This window comes from Sorangiineae bacterium MSr11367, from assembly GCA_037157805.1.
Lineage (GTDB): Bacteria > Myxococcota_A > Polyangia > Polyangiales > Polyangiaceae > Pendulispora > Pendulispora rubella.
The window spans coordinates 8,788,610-8,811,484 of sequence record CP089983.1; the positions used below are offsets into that span (position 1 = coordinate 8,788,610).

The window sequence follows — 22,875 nt, forward strand, 5'->3', positions numbered from 1 at the left end:
ATGGGGCGGGCGCTCTACGACGGCTTTCCATCCTTTCGCCATGCCCTCGACGCCGTGGCGGCGCGGCTCGATGCCCAGCTCGAGGCGCCGTTGCGCGAGGTACTCTTTGCCGATCCGGGCTCTGAGCTCGCCGCGCGTCTCGACCAGACCGCCCTGACGCAGCCGGCCCTCTTCGCGCTCGAAGTCGCGCTTTTTCGGCTGCTGGAAGGCTGGGGGCTCGCACCGGACTTCCTGCTCGGGCACTCCGTTGGGGAGCTCGCCGCCGCCCATGTGGCCGGCGTGCTGTCGCTCGAGGATGCCTGCACCCTCGTTGCCGCACGCGCGCGCCTCATGCAAGCGCTGCCCACGGGCGGGGCGATGATCTCCGTTCGCCTGTCGGAGGAAGAAGTTCGCCCGCTGCTCCGCGGGCGCGAGGAACGTGTGGCCATCGCAGCCGTGAACGGGCCCTCGTCCACCGTGATCGCCGGGGACGAAGAGGCCGTCCTGGACGTGGCCCGCGAGGTCGAAGCCATGGGGCGGAAGACATCGCGACTGCGGGTCCGCCATGCCTTTCACTCGCCGCACATGGACGGGATGCTCGAGGCCTTTCGGTCCGTCGTTCGCACGCTGTCCTTCGGCACGCCGCGCATCCCCATCGTCTCGAACGTCAGCGGCCGCCGGGCCACGGCGCGGGAGCTCGGCGACCCGGAGTACTGGGTCCGGCACGTGCGCGAGACGGTGCGCTTCTGCGAGGGCGTGCGCGCGCTCGAAGCCGAGAACGTGACCACCTTCGTCGAGCTCGGGCCCCATGGCGTGCTTTCGGCCATGGCCGATGGCTGCCTCTCGGAGGAGCACCGAGCCCGTGCGAGCTTTCTGCCTGCGCTCCACCACGAGCGACCCGCGGCTTCGACCATCGCCGCGGTTCTCGGTGGCCTGCACGGGCGCGGGTACGGCGTGGAGTGGAGCGCGTTTTTCGGTCCCCTGGCCCCGCAGCGTGTCGCACTTCCGACCTACGCCTTTCAGCGCGAACGCTACTGGCCCGAGTCGCACGACGAGCGACGGCCGAACGCCGCGTTGCACCGCCTCGACTGGATCGAGCTGGAGATCGAGAACCAGGGCTTACCGCCGGCCACGATGCGCCCCGTCGGGCCGGCGGAGTTGCCCGCGCTCCTCGAAGCGCTCCGGCACGGCGAAGCGGCCCCCGACACGGTCGTGAGCCATTGGATCTCCGCCAACGGCGATCCGGATCCGAGCACGGCCACGCATCGGGCTGCGGAGTTTCTCCGGGCCTGGCTCGCCGAAGAGCGGCTCGCAGCCTGCCGCTTGGTGCTCGTCACACGGCGCGCGGTGGCGACGCGGCCGGACGAGACGGTGGTCGATCTGTCCCATGCGCCCGTTTGGGGTCTGGTGCGCGCGGCGCAATCCGAGCACCCGGATCGCACCCTCGTTTTGATCGATCTCGATGCCGGCGACGAGGCGGATCGAGGTCTTTCGGAGGCCATCGCATCGGGGGAATCGCAGATCGCGCTTCGTCAGGGCTCGGCGAAGGTGCCGCGGCTCGTGCGGCTCGAGGCTGCGGCGGGGGTCCGGACGTCGTTCGATGCCGCAGGCACGGTGCTCATCACCGGGGGCACGGGCGCGCTGGGCGCGATCTTCGCCCGACACCTCGTCACCGCGTATGGGGTGCGGCATCTCCTTCTCACATCGCGCCGGGGTCCGTCGGCACCGGGCGCCGAGAGCCTGCGGCAAGAGCTCGCCGCCGCGGGAGCGCAGGTCACCGTGGTCGCCTGCGATGCGGGCGATGCAGAGGCCTTGCGCCGGCTGCTCGACGGGGTGCCGGCCGAGCATCCTCTCATCGGCGTCGTGCACACGGCCGGTGCCCTCGACGACGGACCGATTCTTTCGCTGCGGCCCGAGCGCATCGACGGCGCCTTTCGACCCAAGGCACTCGCGGCGCTGCACCTGCACGAGCTGACGCGGGGGCTCGATCTCGCGTTCTTCGTGCTGTTCTCGTCGCTCGCCGGGGTTGCCGGAAGCCCGGGCCAGAGCAACTACGCGGCCGCGAACGCCTTCCTCGACGCGCTGGCCCATCATCGACGGGCGCAGGGCCTGCCCGCTCAGTCGCTGGCGTGGGGCTACTGGGCCGAGCGCACCGGCATGACCGCGCATTTGGAGGACGCCGATCTCCAGCGCATGGCGCGTCTCGGGATGGGTGGACTCTCGAACGGCGACGGGCTTGCCCTCTTCGATCGCGCGCTTGCATGCTCGGACCCGCTGCTCGTCCCCGCCCGCTTCGGCCTTTCGACGCTGAGCGAGCGGGCAAGCGATCTCCCCGCCGTCTTTCGAGGGCTCCTGCGCGCGGCGCGAACGCACTCGAGCTCCAAATCCGACCTCGGGCACCGCCTCGCGCGGCTCTCCGAGACCGAGCGCGATCGCCTGCTGCTCGACCTGGTGCGCACGGAGGTGGCCACGGTGCTTGCGATCGCGGCGCCGAACACCATCAAGGCCGAACGGGCGCTCCACGAGCTCGGGCTCGATTCGCTCATGGCCATCGAGCTGCGCAATCGCCTCGGCGCGGCCACGGGCTTGCGGCTGCCCACCACCTTGTTGTTCGATCATCCGACCCCCGCGGCCCTGGCCGCGCGGTTGTCGGCGGGCATGCTCCCCGCGGAGAGAGCGGCGGAGTCGTTTCCGGATCCGCGAGAGATCGATCCGCAAGAGCCCATCGCCATCGTGGCAATGAGCTGCCGCTACCCCGGCGGGGTGAACACCCCCGACGATCTCTGGCGGCTCGTCGCGGATGGAACCGACGCCATCTCGGCCTTTCCGAGCGGGCGCGGCTGGCGCATCGAGCAGCTCTACGATCCCGACCCCGACGCCAAGGGGAAATCGTACGTCCGCGAGGGCGGCTTTCTCCACGAGGCCGATCGCTTCGACCGCGCATTCTTCGAGATCAGCCCGCGCGAGGCCGCGGCCATGGATCCGCAACAGCGCCTGCTGCTCGAGGTCTCCTGGGAGGCCATCGAGCGCGCGGGGATCGCGCCCTCGTCGTTGCATGGCAGCGACGCAGGCGTCTTCGTCGGCATCGCCGATCAAGGCTACGGCGCGCGGCTGTTCCAGACGCTGGACGCGTTCGACGGGCATTTGGGCATCGGGAGCGCCCCGAGCGTGGCCTCCGGGCGCATCGCCTACACCTTCGGGCTCGAGGGTCCGGCGGTCAGCATCGACACCGCGTGCAGCTCCTCGCTCGTGGCGCTGCACTTCGCGTGCGAGGCGCTGCGCCGGCGCGAGTGCTCGTTGGCCCTCGCGGGCGGCGTCACCGTCATGGCCACACCGGCCACCTTCATCGAGTTCAGTCGCCAGCGCGGGCTTGCACCCGACGGGCGCTGCAAGGCCTTCTCCGCCCAGGCCGATGGAACGGGTTGGGCCGAGGGGGCGGGCATGCTGCTTCTCGAGCGGCTCTCCGATGCGCGGCAGAATGGGCGCACCGTGCTGGCGCTCGTGCGCGGGTCGGCCGTGAACCAAGATGGACGGAGCCAAGGCCTCACCGCTCCGAACGGGCCGTCGCAACAGCGGGTCATTCAGCGGGCACTCGCGGGTGCAGGGCTTTCACCGCGGGACATCGACGCCGTCGAGGCCCACGGCACCGGCACGTCACTCGGCGATCCCATCGAAGCGGAGGCATTGCTCGGCGCCTATGGGCGGGACCGCTCCAACACCGAACCACTCTGGCTCGGCAGCATCAAGTCCAACATCGGGCACACCCAAGCTGCCGCCGGCGTGGCGGGAATCATCAAAATGGTGCTTGCGATGCAGCACGGGCTTCTACCCAAGACGCTGCACGCGCATACGCCCTCGCCGCACGTCGATTGGTCGCCGGGCACCGTCCGCCTTTTGACCGAGCCGGTTCCATGGACGTCGAACGGGCGCCTTCGACGCGCCGGCGTTTCGTCGTTCGGCATCAGCGGCACCAATGCGCACGTCATTCTGGAGGAAGCCCCGGCGCTCGCCGCCACGTCTCGGGCTAGCGCACCCGAAACGGTGACGGCGCTGCCCTTCCTCGTGTCGGGCATCGACGATGCAGCGGTGCGCGCGCAGGCCCGAGCGATTCATGCGCACGTGGCGTCGCACCCGGAGCTCGGGCTCGTCGACGTGGCCGCCTCCTTGGCCGAGCGAACCCAGTTCGAGCGGCGCGCGGTGGTGACGGCGAGCCATCGCGGTGCGCTGCTCGAGGGCTTGGCGAACCTCGCCGAGGGCGCGACCCCGCTCGACGCCTCGCCGGCGGGTGCCAGGGGCTCCCGGGCGGTGCTCTTCTCCGGGCAGGGCAGCCAGCGCGCGGGCATGGGCAAGGGACTCTACGAGGTCCATCCGGTCTTTCGCGAGGCGCTCGATGCGGTGTGCGCGGAGATGGATCGCCATTTCGGCGATGGGCCGTCCCTCCGCGACGTCTTGTTCGCGGCCGAGGGCTCCGAGCACGCGGCTCGGATCGATCGCACGGCGTGGACGCAGCCGGCGCTCTTTGCCCTCGAGGTCGCGCTTTTTCGACTCGTCACCCATTGGGGCTTCGAGCCCGACGTGCTCGTCGGCCACTCCATCGGGGAGCTCGTCGCCGTGCACGTCGCCGGCGCGCTGTCGCTGGAAGATGCCTGCACGCTGGTCGCAGGGCGCGCGCGCCTCATGCAAGCGTCGCCCGAGGGCGGCGCCATGGTTTCCGTACAGGCCTCCGAGGACGAGGTCCGTGCGGTGCTCGCCGGCCGCGAACGATCCGTCGATGTCGCCGCCGTCAATGGGCCTCTCTCCACGGTGGTGTCGGGCGATCTCGAGGCCGCGCTGAAGGTTGCGAAACACTTCGAGGCGCTCGGCCGCAAAACCAAGCGCCTCGCCGTGAGCCATGCATTCCACTCGCCCCACATGGATGGCATGCTCGAGGAGTTTCGACGGCTCGCCGCGGGGCTTACGTTTCACGCGCCGCGCATCGCCATCGTTTCCAATGTGACGGGGCAGCGGCTTCGGGACGAGGAGATTTCCTCGCCCGATTATTGGGCCAATCATGTCCGCCACGCCGTCCGCTTCGGCGATGCGGTTCGCCTGCTCGAAGCCGAAGGCGTCTCGATCTTTCTGGAGCTCGGGCCCCAGGGCGTGCTCTCGGCCCTGGCCTACGAAGCCTCGTCGGAGCAAGGCCGAGCCCGCGCCGCCTTCTTGCCTGCGCTTCGCAGCGGACGCCCGGAGGACGCGTCGCTCGTTGCCGCGATCGAAGGGTTGCACGTTCGCGGGCATCGGCTCGATTGGAAAGCGTTCTTCGCCCCCTTCGCACCTCGACGGGTTTCGCTACCGACGTACGCCTTCCAACGCCAGCGCTATTGGTTGGAGCCTCGGGCTGGCGCGCATGCCGCGTTGGCAGACCTGGGCGCGGGCGATCATCCCCTTCTCGGCGCCAAGGTCGCCTTGGCCGATGGCGATGGCATCGTTTTCACCAGCAGCCTCTCGCTCGAGAGCCACCCTTGGTTGGCCGAGCATGTCGTCTTCGACGCGGTCCTCTTGCCAGGAACGGCGTTCGTGGAGCTCGGCCTCGCCGCCGCACGGCGCGTCGGCCTCGCGCGCATCGACGAGCTGACCTTGGAGGCGCCCCTCGTGCTGCCATCCGAGGGCGCGGTCCGCATTCAACTCGTTCTCGGTGCCGCCGACGAGACCACTCGGCGGAAGCTGACGCTCTATTCGTGTCCCTCCGTGTCGGACGGGACGGAGATCTCCTGGACGCGCCATGCGATCGGCGTCCTCGGGCCGGCGGCGGACGCGCCATCGTTCGACGTGCGTCCGTGGCCGCCGCAGGGGGCCGAACCGCTCGAGGTGGAGGGGCTCTACGCGCGCCTCACCGATGCCGGGCTTCCTTACGGTCCGCTCTTTCGAGGGCTCGTGGCGGCGTGGAAGGATGGCGAGGAGCTCTTCGCCGAGGTTCGCCTTCCGGAGGCGGCGGAAGCGTCTCGTTTCGAGCTTCACCCGGCGCTGCTCGATGCGGCCCTCCATGCGCTGTCCTTTCACGGCTCGCGGGAGGTCACGCTTCCCTTTTCGTGGTCGGGGGTGAGCCTTCACGCGACGGGCGCGGACTCGCTGCGCGTGCACGTCTCCCCGCGTCGGACGGGATCGTTTTCGCTCGTCGTGGCCGACGGTGCGGGCAAGCCGGTGGCGTCCATCGAGGCGTTGCACACGCGCCCCGTCTCCGCCGGGCACCTCCGGGACGCGCTCTTGCGTGTCGATTGGGCGGCGCTGCCCGAGACCTCGTCGCGCGCGCCCGATGTCGAGTGCGTCCGGCTCGATGCCTCCGGTGGCGCCCACGACGTCCTGGCGCGCGCGCTCGTTCGTCTCCAGACATGGCTCGCCGAAGCGCGCTCGGACTCCCGCCGCCTCGTCTTCGTCACGCGCGGCGCCGTCGCCGTCGTGGTCGGCGATGGCATCGTCGATCCCGCACAAGCTGCCCTCTGGGGTCTCGTGCGCACCGCCCAATCCGAGCATCCCGAGCGCGGCATCGTCCTTTTGGATCTCGATGAGGACGCCTCCGATGAGACGGTGGCGGCGGCCATTGCCTCGGGCGAATCGCAACTCGCCCACCGCCAGGGCGTCTCGTTCGTGCCAAGGCTCGTGCGCGCCCGTGGCGATCAAGCCCTGGCCATCCCCTCGGACACGGCGGGTTGGCGCCTCGATATTTCGGGCAAAGGGACCTTCGAGAACCTCGCCCTCGTGCCGGCACCTCACGCCCTCGAACCGCTCGGGCCCGGCCAAGTGCGCGTGGCGGTTCGTGCCGCCGGTCTCAACTTCCGCGATGTGCTCAATGCCCTCGGGATGTATCCGGGCGAGGCCGGCGAACTCGGACTCGAAGGCGCCGGCGTCGTCCTCGAGGTTGGCCCCGGCGTTTCTCTCCTCACCGCCGGCGATCGCGTCATGGGCTTGTTCCCCTGCGCCTTCGGCCCCGTCGCCGTCGCCGACCATCGCATGCTCGCCCCCATCCCGCGCGGGTGGTCCTTCGCCCAGGCGGCGGCGGTTCCCATCGTGTTTCTCACCGCGTATTACGCGCTCGTCGACCTCGCCCATCTGCAGCCCGGGGAGCGCTTGCTCGTCCATGCGGCTGCCGGTGGTGTCGGCATGGCCGCCGTCCAACTTGCCCGTCACCTCGGCGCCGAGGTCTTCGCCACCGCCAGCCCCGGCAAGTGGGACACGCTGCGCTCCCTCGGTGTGCACGATGCACGCATCGCTTCCTCCAGGTCCCTCGACTTCGAGGACCACTTCCTTCGCGCCACCGACGGCCGCGGCATGCACGTCGTCCTCGATTCGCTCGCGCGCGAGTTCGTCGATGCTTCGCTCCGCCTGCTCCCCCTCGGTGGCCGCTTCGTCGAGATGGGCAAGATCGATGTTCGCGATCCCGACGTCGTCGCCGGCGACCACCCCGGTGTGACGTACCAGGCCTTCGATCTTCTCGACGCCGGGCCCGATCGCATCCAGCAGATGTTCGCCGCCCTCGTCGAACTCTTCGAACGCGGTGAGCTCCAGGCCCTGCCCACGACGTGCTGGGACATCCGCCAGGCCCAGGATGCTTTCCGCTTTCTCGGACAGGCCCGACACGTCGGCAAAGTCGTCTTCTCCGTGCCCCATGCGCCCTCCGCGCAAGGAACGGTGCTCGTCACCGGCGGGACTGGAACGCTCGGGGCGCTTTTCGCCAAGCACCTCGTGCGCGACCATGGCATTCGCCATCTGCTTCTCGCCTCACGGCAAGGGCCCGCAGCTCCGGGGGCCGACGCCCTGCAAACCGAGCTCGCGGCGGCCGGCGCCCGCGTCACCGTCGCTGCCTGCGATGTCGCCGACAAGGCGGCCCTCCAGCAGCTCTTCGCGACCATTCCCCTCGAGCATCCTCTGACCGGCATCGTTCACGCCGCCGGCGCGCTCGACGACGGACTTCTGCTCTCCCTCGCCCCCGAGCGACTCCCGCGCGTCCTCCGGCCCAAGATCGACGCCGCCTCCCATCTCCACGACCTCACGCGCGATCTCGATCTCTCCTTCTTCGTCCTCTTCTCCTCCATTGCGGGCATCGCCGGCAACGCGGGCCAGGGCAGCTATGCCGCCGCCAATGCCTTTCTCGATGCCCTGGCCCAGCATCGACAGGCGCTCGGTCTCCCGGCGCTTTCTCTTGCCTGGGGCTATTGGGCCGAGCGCACGGGCATGACCGCCCACCTCGGCGATGCCGCGCTCCAGCGCATGGCGAGGCTCGGGATGGGCGCGCTCTCGACAGCCGACGGGCGGGCCCTCTTCGATCTCGCCCTCGCGCGGCCCGATGCCTACCTGGTGCCCGCGCGGTTGCACACTGCGACGCTTCGCGCGCGCGCTCACGATCTGCCGGCCCCGTTCCGCGGACTCGCCGGTGGCCCGGGCACACCGGTCGCGGCTCGTCGCACGGCCACCGTGACCGCGCGAAACCTGCTCGAGCTCGTGTTGGCCGAAACGGCCACCGTGCTCGGGCACGGCGATGCCGGGCGCCTCGATCCCCACACGGGCTTCGCCAAGCTTGGACTCGACTCCCTGACCGCCGTCGAGCTCCGCCAGCGGCTTGGACGCGCAACGGGGTTGAGCCTTCCCGCGACCTTGGCCTTCGACCACCCCTCGCCCCATCACGTGGCCGCCTTCTTGCGCGATTCGCTCGCGCCCTCGCTCGACCGGGAGTCGCCCAGCGCCACGAGACCAGGGAAATCCCCCAGCCTCGGCGAGCCGGCCGACGACGGCGTCGCCATCGTCGGCATGGGTCTGCGCTTGCCCGGCGGCGTGGTCGACCTCGAGGGATTCTGGGCTCGGCTTGCCGAGGGCTTCGATGCGGTGAGGCCGATCGGGCAGGATCGCTGGGACGCCGACGCCTTCTACGATCCCGATCCCGACGCAAAGGGAAAGAGCTACGTCAACCGCGCGGCCTTGCTCGAGCGGATCGATCTCTTCGATGCCGAGTTCTTTGGCATCAGCCCGCGCGAGGCCAAGCACATCGACCCGCAGCATCGTCTTTTGCTCGAGGCATCCTGGAGCGCGCTCGAGGACGCGGGCATCCTTCCTTCGTCGCTCCGAGACTCGTCCACGGGGGTCTTCATCGGCATCGGCCCCAGCGAATACGAGCTGCTCCAAAGCTCCAGCGCGGAGGCCGAGGCCTACGTGATGACGGGAACGCATTCCGCGTTCGGTGCGGGGCGGCTCGCGTTCACCCTGGGGCTGCAGGGTCCGGCGCTCTCCGTCGACACGGCCTGCTCGTCGTCGCTCGTCGCCCTTCATCTGGCCGCCCAGTCCCTGCGCCGTCGCGAGTGCGATCTGGCGCTCGCCGGTGGCGTGCAACTCATGGTCGTCCCCGAAGGGTTCGTGCTGCTGTCGCGCACGCGAGCGCTCGCCCCCGATGGGCGATCCAAGACATTCTCCGCCCAGGCCGACGGGTATGGCCGCGGCGAAGGGGTGGTCGTCGTGGCCCTCGAGCGACTCTCCGATGCTCGGGCCAAGGGGCATGACGTGCTGGCCATCGTCCGAGGCAGCGCCGTCAACCATGACGGGGCCAGCAACGGCATCACCGCCCCCAATGGCACGTCCCAGCAGAAGGTCGTGCGCGCCGCACTCCACGATGCCCGACTCGCACCCGCCGAGGTCGACGTCGTCGAGTGCCATGGCACCGGTACCTCGCTCGGCGATCCCATCGAGGTTCAGGCCTTGGCCGCCGTCTACGGACAGGGGCGCCCCGCCGAGCGGCCCCTCTTGCTCGGCGCCGTCAAGACCAACATCGGGCACCTCGAGTCGGCGGCAGGCCTCGCCGGGGTTGCGAAAATCGTGGCGGCTCTGCGGCACGGGAGCTTGCCCCCGACACTGCACGCGTCCCCGCGCAATCCGCACATCGACTGGGATCGTCTTCCCGTCCACGTCGTCGATGCGCTGCGGCCATGGCCGCGACCCGTCGATGCGCCACGACGCGCCGGCGTCTCCTCCTTCGGCATCAGTGGCACCAATGCCCATGTTGTCCTCGAGGAAGCGCCCGAGATGGCTTCTGCGCCGGAGAGGCGGGAAGTGCCTGCCACGGTGCCCGTGCTGCTCTCGGCCAAAAGCGAAGCGGCGTTGCATGAGCAAGCCATGCGGCTCGCGGCGCACCTCCGTGCCCATCCCGACCTCGAGCTCGACGACGTGGCGTACTCGCTCGCCATCGCGCGCACGCACTTCGAGCATCGCGCGGTCATCCTCGCCAGCGACCGACGCAAACTCGTGGCCAGCCTCGAATCGCTCGCCGAAGGACGCCCTCGTGCGGGCACGCTGGTCGGCCGGCGCGGCGGCGAGGGCAAGGTGGTGTTCGTCTTCCCCGGGCAGGGTTCGCAGTGGCAGGGCATGGCCTCGTCGCTGCTCGCAACGTCGGCCGTCTTCCGAGAACGGATCGAGGCGTGCGAGCGCGCGCTTGCCCCGCATGTCGGCTGGTCGTTGCAAGGGGTGCTTCGGGGCGACGCGGGGCAACCCGCGCTGGACCGCGACGATGTGGTGCAGCCCGCGCTTTTCGCGGTGATGGTTTCGCTGGCCGCGCTGTGGCGCGAGGCGGGCGTCCAGCCCGATGCGGTCATCGGCCACAGTCAGGGAGAGATGGCCGCCGCCTGCGTTGCGGGCGCCCTTTCGCTGGAGGATGCCGCAAAAACCGTGGCGCTGCGCAGTCGCTTGGTGCTCCAGCTTGCGGGCCGAGGAGCCATGGCGGCCGTCGAGCTCGGGGTCGACGAGCTTCGAGCGCGCTTGGCGTCGTTCGCCGAGCGTCTCTCGGTGGCGGCCATCAATGGGCCTCGCACCACGCTGGTCTCGGGCGATTCGGACGCCATCGAGGCGCTCCTCCGCGAGCTCGAGGCCTCGGGCATCTTCGCCCGCAAGGTGCGCATCGATTATGCCTCGCACACCGCGCACGTCGAGGCCGTGCAGCACGAGCTGCTCGCCTTGCTGGGCGGCGTCGAGACAGGTCCGTGCACGACGCCTCTGTATTCGACGGTCACGGGCGCGCGGCTCGAGGGCGAGCTCGGTGCCGACTACTGGTATCGGAATCTCCGACAGCCGGTTCGCTTTGCGGAGGCGGCCGCGAAGATGCTCGAGGACGGGCATCGCTTCTTCGTCGAGGTGAGCGCCCACCCCGTGCTTACCCTCGCTCTGAACGAAATATCCGAGGGCGCCGGCGTGGATGCGGCGATCGCCGGTACGCTCCGCCGCGAGGACGGTGGCCTCGAACGGTTCCTCGCGTCGCTTGCCGAGCTTCACACGCGCGGTCTGCCGGTGGACTGGGCGGCCTTTTTCCAGCTCCGCGGGGCGCGCCGCGTGCCGCTGCCGTCCTACGCCTTCCAAGGCGAACGCCATTGGATCGAGGGTGCCGGCGAACGCCGGGTCGAACGTACCGTGGACGCGTGGTGCTACCGGGTGAGCTGGAAGCCCATCGCACGGAACGCCGATGCCGACGTCGCCGGCACATGGGTGCTCGTGCATCCCGTCGCGCGCGAAGCCGCCCTCGTCGAGGCGCTCTCCCGCGCACTCGCCCGGCGCGGCGCCTCCGTCCTTCTCGTCCCCGTCGAAGACTCCCTTCCCCTCGCCCACCAACTGCGCGATGCTCTCGCGGGAGCCACACCCGCCGGCATCGTTTCCCTCCTCGCGCTCGCCGACGAACACGATGCGCTCGACCTCGTCCAGGCTCCCCTCGACGCTCCGCTCTGGTTCCTCACACGCGGTGCCGTCTCCGTCGATCCCGACGATCCGCTCACCCACCCCGCACAAGCCATGCTCTGGGGCCTCGGGCGCGTCCTCGCCCTCGAAAGCCCCGAGCGATGGGGCGGCCTCGTCGACCTCCACCTCGACCTCGACACCGCCGCCTTCGACACACTCGTTTCTTCCTTCATTGCCCGCGACGGCGAAGACCAACTCGCGCTTCGTCCCTCAGGCCTCTTCGCGCGAAGGCTCGTTCGTGCGCCTCTCGCCCATGGCGCTCCCCAGCGACCCTTCCTCCCACGCGGCACCATCCTCGTCACCGGCGGTACCGGCGGCCTTGGCGCCCATGTCGCCCGATGGCTCGCACGTCACGGCGCCGAGCACCTCGTCCTCTCCAGCCGCCGCGGACCCCTCGCTCCGGGCGCCTCCGACCTCCAGGCTGAACTCTCCGCACTCGGAACTCGCGTCACCCTCGCGCCCTGCGATACCTCCGATCGCGTTGCACTCGCCTCCCTCCTCGCCTCCATCGAGCGCGACGGCGATGTGATTCGCTCCGTCTTCCACGCCGCAGGCGTCACCCATCAAACGCCGCTCGAGAAGCTCTCCTCCTCCGAGCTCCATGCCGTCGTCGCCGGCAAGGCCCTCGGCGCTCGCAACCTTCACGACCTCCTCGGCCGCCGCGACCTCGATGCCTTCGTCCTCTTCTCGTCGGTGGCGGGCGTTCTGGGCGGTGGGCAGCAGGGTGCGTATGCGGCGGCGAATGCCTACCTCGATGCGCTCGCCGAAGAGCGACGTGCACGAGGCCTCGCGGCCACGGCCATCGCGTGGGGGCCCTGGGCGAGCGGCGGAATGGTCAGCCCGGCCGAACAAGAGCAACTCCGAAAGCGCGGACTCTTCGCCATGGCCCCCGCGCACGCCCTCGCGGCCCTCGAGCATGCGCTGGGTCGCGGCGAAACGGCGCTCACCGTCGTCGACGTCGATTGGGCCGCCTTCGTTCCTCCGTTTGCCTCCGCGCGAACGCGCCCGCTGCTGCACGAGCTCCCCGAAGCCCGACGCGCCGAGGACGCCCTGTCGAAAGGCAGCGTCGAAACGGGGACGCTTTCGCAGCTGCGAACCCTCGCAGGCCCCGAGCGCCTGCGCCATGTGACGACCCTCGTCCTGGCGGAGACGTCCATCGTGCTCGGGCACGCCGACGCATCCCGAATCCGCGCCAGCACGGGATTCATCGACCTCGGCCTCGACTCGTTGATGGCCCTCGAGCTGCGCAAGCGGCTGCAGCACGCCACCGGACTCGCGCTGCCGTCGACCCTCGCCTTCGATCATCCATCGCCGGAGCGTGTGGCCGCCTTCGTGTGCGCATCGCTCGAGCCTGCACCCGCCTCACCGGGTGACCCTGCGGCCACCGGCGCGGTGTCGAACGACGGTCCCGTCGCCATCGTCGGTGTGGGGCTGCGCCTGCCGGGCGGCGCCCGGGACTTGGACCAGCTTTGGAACGTTCTCGCGCGCGGCGTCGATGCGGTGGGCCGCGTCCCCGAAGGGCGCGATCTCGACCTCGACGAAAGCTACGACCCCGACGTCACCGCCAAGGGCAAAAGCTACGTTCGCGAGGGCGCCTTCCTCGAGCGCGTCGATCGGTTCGACGCCGGCTTCTTCGGGATCAGTCCCCACGAGGCGAAGCACATCGACCCGCAGCACCGCGTGCTGCTCGAAACCGCATGGCACGCGCTCGAGGACGCCGGTGTGGCCCCGGACTCGCTGCGCGACTCGCGAACCGGTGTGTACGTGGGCATTGGCTCGGGCGACTACGGCTTCCTCCAGACCGCCGCGGGCGACACCGAGGCGTACGCCATGACAGGGACGCAATCGTCCTTCGCGGCAGGGCGGCTCGCCTTCTCGCTAGGCCTGCACGGGCCTGCGCTCTCCGTCGACACGGCGTGCTCCTCGTCGCTCGTCGCGCTCCATCTGGCGTGCCAGGCACTGCGCCGGCGCGAATGCGATGTGGCCCTCGCCGCGGGCGTCCAGATCATGACGGCGGCCGAGAGCTTCGTGCTTCTCTCGCGCACGCAAGCGCTCGCGCCGGATGGGCGCTCGAAGACCTTCTCCGCACACGCCGATGGGTACGGCCGCGGCGAGGGCAGTGTCGTCCTCGTGCTCGAGCGGCTCTCCGATGCGCGCGCCGGCGGACGCGAGGTGCTCGCCGTCGTCCGCGGCAGTGCCGTCAACCACGATGGCGCGAGCAGCGGGATCACGGCGCCCAACGGCACGGCCCAACAGCAGGTCCTGCGCGCGGCCCTGTTCGATGCGCACCTCGAACCGGCCGATGTCGACGTCGTCGAATGCCATGGCACGGGCACTTCGCTCGGCGATCCCATCGAGGTCCAGGCCTTGGCCGCCGTCTATGGACGCGATCGCCCGGCCGAGCAGCCGCTCCTGGTGGGCGCCGTCAAGACCAACATCGGGCACCTCGAGGCCGCCGCAGGCCTCGCGGGCGTTGCGAAGATCGTCGCGGCGCTGCGCCACGAGGGCCTGCCGACGACGCTTCACACCTGGCCACGCAATCCGCACATCGACTGGGAGCGACTGCCCATTCGCGTCGTCGATGCTCCGCACCCCTGGCCCCGCCGCCACCGCACCTCCGACCGGCCTCGGCGCGCCGGCGTCTCAGCGTTCGGTCTGTCCGGCACCAATGCGCACGTGATCCTTGAAGAAGCGCCCGCGCGCGAGGCAATGGACACGGCGGCGCGGACTCCGCCTGCACTGCCGCTGCTGGTCTCGGCCAAGACCAAAGACGCGCTCTCCACGCAGGCAAAGCAATTGCGGCTGCGGCTCGCCTCAGGGCCAACGCCCCGGCTGGTGGACCTCGCGCATTCGCTCGCCTCCACGCGGTCGCACTTCGAGCACCGTGCAGCGCTGATCGCATCCGATGCCGAAAGCCTGCTCGATGCGCTCGATGGGCTGGCCGCAGGCACGCCCCCGAGAAATGCCATCGTCGGAACCGCCGGCGCACGCGGGCCGCTCGCCGTGCTCTTCACCGGGCAAGGAAGCCAGCGCCCGGCCATGGGGCGCGCCCTTTACGAGGACTTCCCCGTCTTCCGCGACGCGTTCGATGCCGTATGCGCCCGCTTCGATACGCCGCTGCGCGAGGTGGTCTTCGCGCCCGAGGGAAGCGACGAGGCCGAACGGCTCGACCAGACGGAGTTCACCCAGCCGGCACTGTTCGCCCTCGAGGTGGCCCTCTTTCGGCTGTTCGAACATTGCGGCCTCGAGCCCGACTTTTTGATCGGCCACTCCATCGGCGAAGTCGTCGCCGCGCATGTCGCGGGCGTCCTCTCGCTCGACGATGCCTGCACGCTCGTGGCCGCGCGCGCCCGCCTCATGCAGGCACTCCCAACGGGGGGAGCCATGGTCTCCGTGCAAGCCTCCGAGGACGAGCTGCGACCGCGGCTCGCGGGCCGCGAAGCTTCCGTCGCCATCGCCGCGCTCAACGGCCCTCAATCGAGCGTCCTCGCCGGCGACGAGGAGGCGGTGCTCGAGCTGGCAGGCCATTTCCAGGCCCGGGGACGAAAGGTCGTACGGCTGCGGGTCCGTCACGCCTTTCACTCGCCGCACGTCGACGGAATGCTCGAGGCCTTCGGAAGCGTCGTTCGCACGCTGTCGTTTGCACCGCCGCGCATCCCCATTGTCTCCAACGTCACCGGTCGCAGGGCCACGGCCGAGGAGCTCTGCGCGCCGGACCATTGGGTGCGGCACGTGAGGGAGGGCGTGCGCTTTCTCGATGGCGTCCAAACGCTCGAGCGCGAGGGCGTGACCGGCTTCCTGGAGCTGGGCCCCCACGGCATCCTTTCCGCCATGGCCCATGGCTGCCTCTCCGACGACGCGCGGGGCCGTGCCGTCTTCCTCTCGGCGCTGCGCGAAGGGGCACCGGAGATGCAAACGGTGTCCGCGGCCATCGGCGGGCTGCACGTCGCCGGGTACCCACTCGATTGGCGCGCGTTCTTCGCCCCCTTCGCCCCGCAACGCATGGCGCTGCCGCTGTACGCGTTTCGGGACGAGCGTCATTGGCTCGATGCGCCGCGGCGCTCGCCCATGATGCAAGGTCCGCCCGCGGGGCACTACCCGCTGGCGGGCCGAAGGTTCGACCTTCCCGACGGATCCGTTTTGCACACGCTCGAGATGGGTCCCGGTGTCCAGGCCTACCTCGCCAGCCACAGGGTCTTCGAGCGCATCGTCGTCCCCGGCGCGTTCTACGTGGCCGTCATGGTCGCCGTGGGCGAGTCGCACTGGCCTCATCGCGCCATCGAGCTGCGCGACGTTCGGTTCCTGCGGGCCTTGACCTTCGAGAAGGCTTCCGCGCGCACGGTGCTCTACGTTCAGCTCGCCCGGGCGGGCGCCGGATTCGCGATCACCTTGTCGACGCAGCGCGAGGGCGTGTGGACGGCCCACGCCAGCGCCGTTTTGGACGCGGCATCCGAAAGCGAGGAACCCCGTGCGTTCCTCCAGCCGGCGGATTCCGAGGACACGCTGGCCGCGACCGTCGATGACGTTCTGCGATCGGTGCACATCGACTGGGGTGGGGCGTGGTGGTGGCTCCGGCGCGCCGTGCCTCTGCGTCGCGGCGCGGCGATGGGTCGATTCGAAGCCCCGGAGGGGGTCCCCACCGACGATGCCCCGCTGCCCGCGGGGCTCGTGGACAACTCGTTTGCACTCGAGCTGTGGTCCCATGGCACGGCGGGACCTTCGAACCAGGGCACGGGCGACGGCGTACCCCGCCTTCCCTTCGCCATCGAGCGGCTGGTTTGGTACGGCCGCCGCACGGCCCCCCATTGGGCGGAACACGTGGCCCGCGATCCTGCGGCCCGCGAGGGGGACACCGCCGTTTTCGATCTCGCGTACTGGGACGCGAGCGGAATGCCGGTCGCGCACATCGAAGGCTTCACCACCCGCCGAGCCCCCGCGGACCGGTTCCTCGGAGCCTCGGAGAAGAACCGTGACCTGTACGCCGTGGCATGGCCGGAGGCCACCCTGCCGGCGGCTCCGGAGCAGCCGGCGTGGACGTACGTCGAGGCGACCTCCGAACTCGACGCGCTCGAGACCAGCCCCCCGGTGATCGCGATCCGGTGCGCAGGCAACGGTGACGGGGTGCGGGCCGCCCATGACGCGACCGCGCGGGCACTGGCGCTCGTCCAGCATTGGCTCGCGAATGGCCAGCTCGCAGCGTCCAAGCTCGTCATGATCACGCGCCGTGCGATCGCGGCGCGCCCGGGCGAGGACGTCCAGGACTTGGCCGCGGCCGGCATTTGGGGCCTCGTGCGCGCCGCGCAGTCCGAGCACCCGGATCGCGGCATCGTCTTGGTCGATGTCGATGACGACGCGGCATCGCTGCGCGCCTTGGCGGCCGCCGTGGCATCTGGCGAGACGCAGCTCGCGCTGCGCAACGGGATCGCCTACATGGCGAGGCTCGCGCGGCTGTCCGGGCCCTCCTCGGCATCGGCCGCGGGATTCTCCTCCGAGGGGACGCTCCTCGTCACGGGCGCCACCGGCGCGCTGGGGGCGTTGCTCGTCCGGCACCTGGTGGCCAAACATGGGGTGCGGCACCTGCTCATCGCCTCCCGGCGGGGCTCGGCCGCCCCCATCGCCGAAACGCTGCAGACCGAGCTCGAGGCCGCGGGGGCGCGCGTCGAGATCGCCGCATGCGACGTGGCCGACAAGAGCGCCTTGCGGCAGCTTCTCGAACGGATCCCGCCGGAGCGCCCCTTGCGCGGAGTGGTTCACGCGGCGGGCGTGCTCGATGACGGCATCTTCGATTCGCTGACACCGGAGCGGCTCGATCGGGTCTTGCGGCCCAAGTTCGATGCGGCCCTGCACCTGCACGAGCTCACGCGCGAGCTGCCTCTCTCGGCCTTCGTCCTCTTCTCGTCGCTGAGCGGCGTGCTGGGCGGGCTTGGGCAAGCCAACTATGCCGCCGCCAACGCACTGCTCGATGCTTTGGCCCACCACCGCAAAGCGCAGGGGCTGCCGGCCCTTTCGTTGGCGTGGGGGCCCTGGCTCGATGCCGGCGGGATGACGGCGCATCTGACGGAGGCCGATCGCACGCGCATGGCACGCCTCGGGGTGCACGCGATCGCGGCGCCCGACGGTCTGGCGCTCTTCGACGCAGCCCTCGAACGAACCGAGGCGGCCATTGCGCCGGCGCGCCTCGAGGCGGCGGTGTGGGGCGCGCAAGGCGCCGCCGTGCCAGGCATGCTTCGGGGACTCGTGCGGACCACGCCGCAGCCCGTCGCAAACGCCGAGACGCCGCCCGCGCTCGAGCGGCGCCTCGCCGCGCTTTCGGACGAGGGCCGCGAGCGCGCGCTCCGCGACCTGGTGACCGCGGAGATCGCGTCGGTCCTCGGGCTCGGTCTGCGCGCCATCGAGCCGGGGCGCCCCTTGCAGGAGCTCGGCCTCGACTCGCTCATGGCCGTCGAGCTGCAGAGTCGCCTCGGCATGGCCACGGGGGTGCGCCTGCCGGCCACGCTGCTCTTCGAGCATCCGACCCCCGCAGCCCTCGCACGCTGGCTCCGCCGACGGATCCTTCCGGACGAAGCACCGGCGCCGGCGCCAGCCTTCGCGGAGATCGACAAGCTCGACGCCGCACTGTCCACCATGGGGCCGAACGACGTGACCACCGTCACGGCGCGCTTGAAGTCGCTGCTGGCCAAATGGACCACGGCGCGAGCGCCGGCCGACGAGGCGGCAGATCTGCGGGCGGTGTCCGACGACGAACTCTTCACCCTGATCGACCGGGAATTCGAAGACCTGAAACCATGACGACGGAAGACCACAAGTTTCGCGCGTACCTCGAGCGAGTCACGTCGGCCCTGCGGCAGTCCCGCGAGCGGGTGCGCGAGCTCGAAGACAAGTGGCAAGAGCCCATCGCCATCGTGTCGATGAGCTGCCGCTATCCGGGTGGCATCCACTCGCCCGAGGATCTCTGGGAGCTGCTGCGCGCCGGCAAGGACGCCATCTCGGCGTTTCCGTCCGACCGCGGCTGGAACGTCGCCGAACTCTACGATCCCGATCCGGACCAACGGGGCAAGAGCTACGTGCGCGAGGGCGGGTTCCTCCACGATGCCGCGGCCTTCGATCCCGCGTTCTTCGGCATCAGCCCGCGCGAGGTCTTGGCCATCGATCCCCAGCAGCGGCTCCTGCTCGAGGCGTGCTGGGAGAGCATCGAGCGCGCGTGCATCGATCCGGCGTCGCTCACGGGAAGCCCGACCGGCGTCTTCGTCGGTGTGATGTACAGCGACTACGGCTCGCGCGTGCTTCGCGCGCCCGAAGATCTCGAGGGCTACGTGGCCATCGGCAGCGGCGCCAGCATCGCATCGGGGCGCGTCGCCTACACCCTCGGGCTGGAGGGACCTGCGGTCACCGTCGACACGGCGTGCAGTTCGTCGCTCGTCGCGCTCCACCTGGCCTGCCAAGCGCTGCGTCATGGGGAGTGCACCCTAGCCCTCGCGGGCGGTGTTTCGGTGATGGCGACACCGACGGTTTTCGTCGAATTCAGCCGCCAGCGCGGGCTCGCGCCCGACGGCCGATGCAAAGCCTTCTCCGCCGACGCCGATGGCACCGGGTGGGGCGAGGGCGTGGGGATGCTTCTCCTCGAGCGCGTCTCCGATGCCCGCCGCAACGGGCACCCCATCCTCGCGCTGGTCCGCGGCTCGGCGTTGAATCAAGACGGAAAGAGCCAGGGGCTCACCGCACCGCACGGCCCTTCCCAAGAGCGGGTGATCCGACGCGTCTTGGAGCTCGCGCAGGTGTCGCCCGCCGAAGTCGACGCCGTCGAAGCCCACGGCACGGGCACGGCCCTGGGGGATCCCATCGAAGCCAGGGCGCTGCTCGCCACCTATGGGCAGGGTCACACCAAGGAGCGACCGCTCTGGCTCGGCACGATCAAATCGAACATCGGCCACACGCAGGCGGCCGCCGGCGCGGCGGGGATCATCAAGATGGTTCTCGCCATGCAGCATGGGCTGTTGCCCAAGACGCTGCACGCCGAGGCGCCCTCGCCGCACGTCGATTGGTCGCCCGGCACCGTCCGGCTTCTCCAGGAAGCGGTGCCCTGGGAACGGAGCGGGCGGCCCCGGCGCGCGGCCGTTTCGTCCTTCGGCATCAGCGGCACCAACGCCCACGTGCTGCTCGAGGAAGCGCCTGCCCTTGAGGCCGAAACCGAGAGCGCGCCGGGCGCCGTGCCACCCCTCGTGCCGCTCGTCCTGTCGGGCAAGTCCGAGCAGGCGCTGGTCGCTCAGGCGGAGCGGCTTCGGTCGTACCTCGAGCCGCGTTCGAGCCTTTCGCTCGTCGACGTCGCCCATTCGCTCGCCACGACGCGCGCCCACTTCGAACATCGGGCCGTGGTGCTGGCCCGCGATCGCGCGGCCGTGCTGGACGCGCTCGGGATTCTCGGCCGCGACGTGGTGCGCGGCGACACGCGAAGCAGCGGCAAGCTCGCGATCCTTTTCACCGGCCAGGGCAGCCAGCGTCTGGGAATGGGCAGGGCTCTCTACGAGAGCTTTCCTATTTTCCGCGAGGCCCTCGATCGCGTTTCGGCGCGATTCGGGCCGCTGCTCGACGTGGTGTTCGCCCCCGAAGGCTCGGAGGCGGCCGCGCGGCTCGATGCCACGGGCCACACGCAGACGGCCCTCTTCGCCTTGGAGGTGGCGCTCTTCCGGCTCCTCGAAAGCTGGGGGGTCACCCCCGACTTCTTGCTCGGCCATTCCGTGGGCGAAATCGTCGCCGCGCACGTCGGCGGCGTGCTGTCGCTCGAGGATGCCTGCACCTTGGTCGCGGCCCGCGCGCGGCTGATGCAGGAGCTGCCGGGGGGCGGCGCGATGGTCTCCCTGCGCGCTTCGGAGGACGAGATTCTTCCTCTGCTCCGCGGTCGTGGGGATCGCGTGGCCCTCGCCGCGGTGAACGGGCCGCTCTCGGCGGTCGTCGCGGGCGATGAAGATGCGGTGCTCGAGGTCGCGCGTCACTTCGAGGCCATGGGACGAAAGACGTCCCGCTTGCGCGTGAGCCATGCGTTCCATTCGCCGCACATGGACGGAATGCTCGAGGCCTTTCGGGCCGTGGTCCGCGGGCTTTCCTTCCGCCCGCCGCGCATCCCCATCGTTTCGAATCGGAGCGGCCGATGCAAGGGCGAGGAAATGAGCTCGCCCGAGTATTGGGTCGCGCACGTGCGCCAGACGGTTCGCTTCTTCGAGGGTGTGCGGACGCTCGAGGCCGAAGGCGTCTCCACGTTCGTCGAACTCGGGCCCCACGCCGTTCTCTCGGCCATGGCACACGCGTGCCTTTCGGACGAGGCGCAGGATCGCGCGGTCTTTCTGCCGGCGCTCCACGACGCCCGCACCGAGCTGCAGACCATGGGCGAGCTGCTCGGCGGCCTGCATGTCCGAGGGTACGATCTCGATTGGACGCGCTTTTTCGCGCCCTTCGCGGCGCGCCGGGTGCCGCTGCCCACCTATGCTTTCCAACGCGCGCGCTATTGGTTCGAGATCCCTGGGGAAGCGGGGACCGAGAGCGTCGTGGATGCGTGGCGCTACCGGGTGATCTGGAAGCCCATCGCACGGAACGCCGATGCCGACGTCGCCGGCACGTGGGTGCTCGTGCATCCCGTCGCGCGCGAAGCCGCCCTCGTCGAGGCGCTCTCCTGCGCACTCGCCCGGCGCGGCGCCTCCATCCTTCTCGTCCCCGTCGAAGACTCCCTTCCCCTCGCCGACCAACTGCGCGATGCCCTCGCGGGAGCCACACCCGCCGGCATCGTTTCCCTCCTCGCGCTCGCCGACGAACACGATGCGCTCGACCTCGTCCAGGCTCCCCTCGACGCTCCGCTCTGGTTCCTCACACGCGGTGCCGTCTCCGTCGATTCCGACGATCCGCTCACCCACCCTGCCCAAGCCATGCTCTGGGGCCTCGGGCGCGTCCTCGCCCTCGAAAGCCCCGAGCGATGGGGCGGCCTCGTCGACCTCCACCTCGACCTCGACACCGCCGCCTTCGACACCCTCGTTTCCTCCTTCATTGCCCGCGACGGCGAAGATCAACTCGCCCTTCGGCCCTCCGGTCTCTTCGCTCGAAGGCTCGTTCGCGCTCCCCTCGCCCACAGCGCTCCCCAGCGACCCTTCCTCCCACGCGGCACCATCCTCGTCACCGGCGGTACCGGCGGCCTTGGCGCCCACGTCGCCCGATGGCTCGCACGTCAGGGCGCCGAGCACCTCGTCCTCTCCAGCCGCCGCGGACCCCTCGCGCCTGGCGCCTCCGACCTCCAGGCCGAGCTCTCCGCACTCGGAACTCGCGTCACCCTCGCGCCCTGCGATACCTCCGATCGCGTTGCACTCGCCTCCCTCCTCGCCTCCATCGAGCGCGACGGCGATGTGATTCGCTCCGTCTTCCACGCCGCAGGCGTCACCCATCAAACGCCGCTCGAGAAGCTCTCCTCCTCCGAGCTCCATGCCGTCGTCGCCGGCAAGGCCCTCGGCGCTCGCAACCTTCACGACCTCCTCCGCCATCGCGACCTCGACGCCTTCGTCCTCTTCTCGTCGAGCGCCGCCGTGCTCGGCAACGTGCACCAAGGCGCCTACGCGGCCGCAAACGCGTACCTCGATGCGCTCGCCGAGCAGCGGCGAGGTGAGGGACTCACGGCGACGTCGATCGCGTGGGGCCCGTGGTCCGGCAGCGGCATGGCCGAAGATCGGGCGTTGCGCGAGCTGCTGCAACGACGCGGCATGTCGGCGATGGATCCGTCCCTTGCCATCGTGGCGCTCCAGCAAGCGCTCGACCGCCGCGAGACCACCTTGACGGTGACCGATGTGGACTGGGCGCGCGTGGTGAGGCTCTTCGCGGCCACCCCGCGACCGCTGCTGAGCGAACTGCCCGAGGCCCGCACCGCGTGGGCCGATCGTGCGTCGACGGCGAGCGATGCCACACTTCTCGGCCGACTCGAGCCGCTCTCCGAACCGGAGCGCCTGCGCCACCTCGTCGGCGCCGTCCTCTCGGAGACGGCCATGATCCTGGGCCATGCCGAGGGGACGCGGCTCGATCCCCACAGTGGATTCGCCCACCTCGGCCTCGACTCCATGATGGCGGTGGAGCTCCGACGGCGCCTCGGGCGCGCGACGGGATTGAGTCTGCCCGTGACGCTCGCCT

2 protein-coding genes (1 of these 2 running past the window's edge) are annotated in these 22,875 nt (G+C 70.3%); both read left to right on the forward strand.

All coding sequences use genetic code 11. The features are described 5' to 3' along the window. Positions 1-18,507 (forward strand): SDR family NAD(P)-dependent oxidoreductase, encoded by an 18,507-nt coding sequence (locus LVJ94_33850; GenBank protein WXB10771.1) that lies wholly within the window; start codon positions 1-3, stop codon positions 18,505-18,507. Next, positions 18,504-22,875: the 5' end (the start) of an SDR family NAD(P)-dependent oxidoreductase gene (locus LVJ94_33855; GenBank protein WXB01889.1), read on the forward strand. 22,085 nt of this gene lie beyond the right edge of the window; only the first 4,372 of its 26,457 coding nucleotides appear in the window; the start codon lies at positions 18,504-18,506; its stop codon lies off the right edge, out of view. Before LVJ94_33850 ends, LVJ94_33855 begins: the two co-directional genes overlap by 4 nt.

What these genes read in the sequence shown, in the direction of transcription:
- LVJ94_33850 (WXB10771.1), top strand. Translation starts at nt 1, where the DNA reads ATGGGGCGGGCGCTCTACGACGGCTTTCCATCCTTTCGCCATGCCCTC.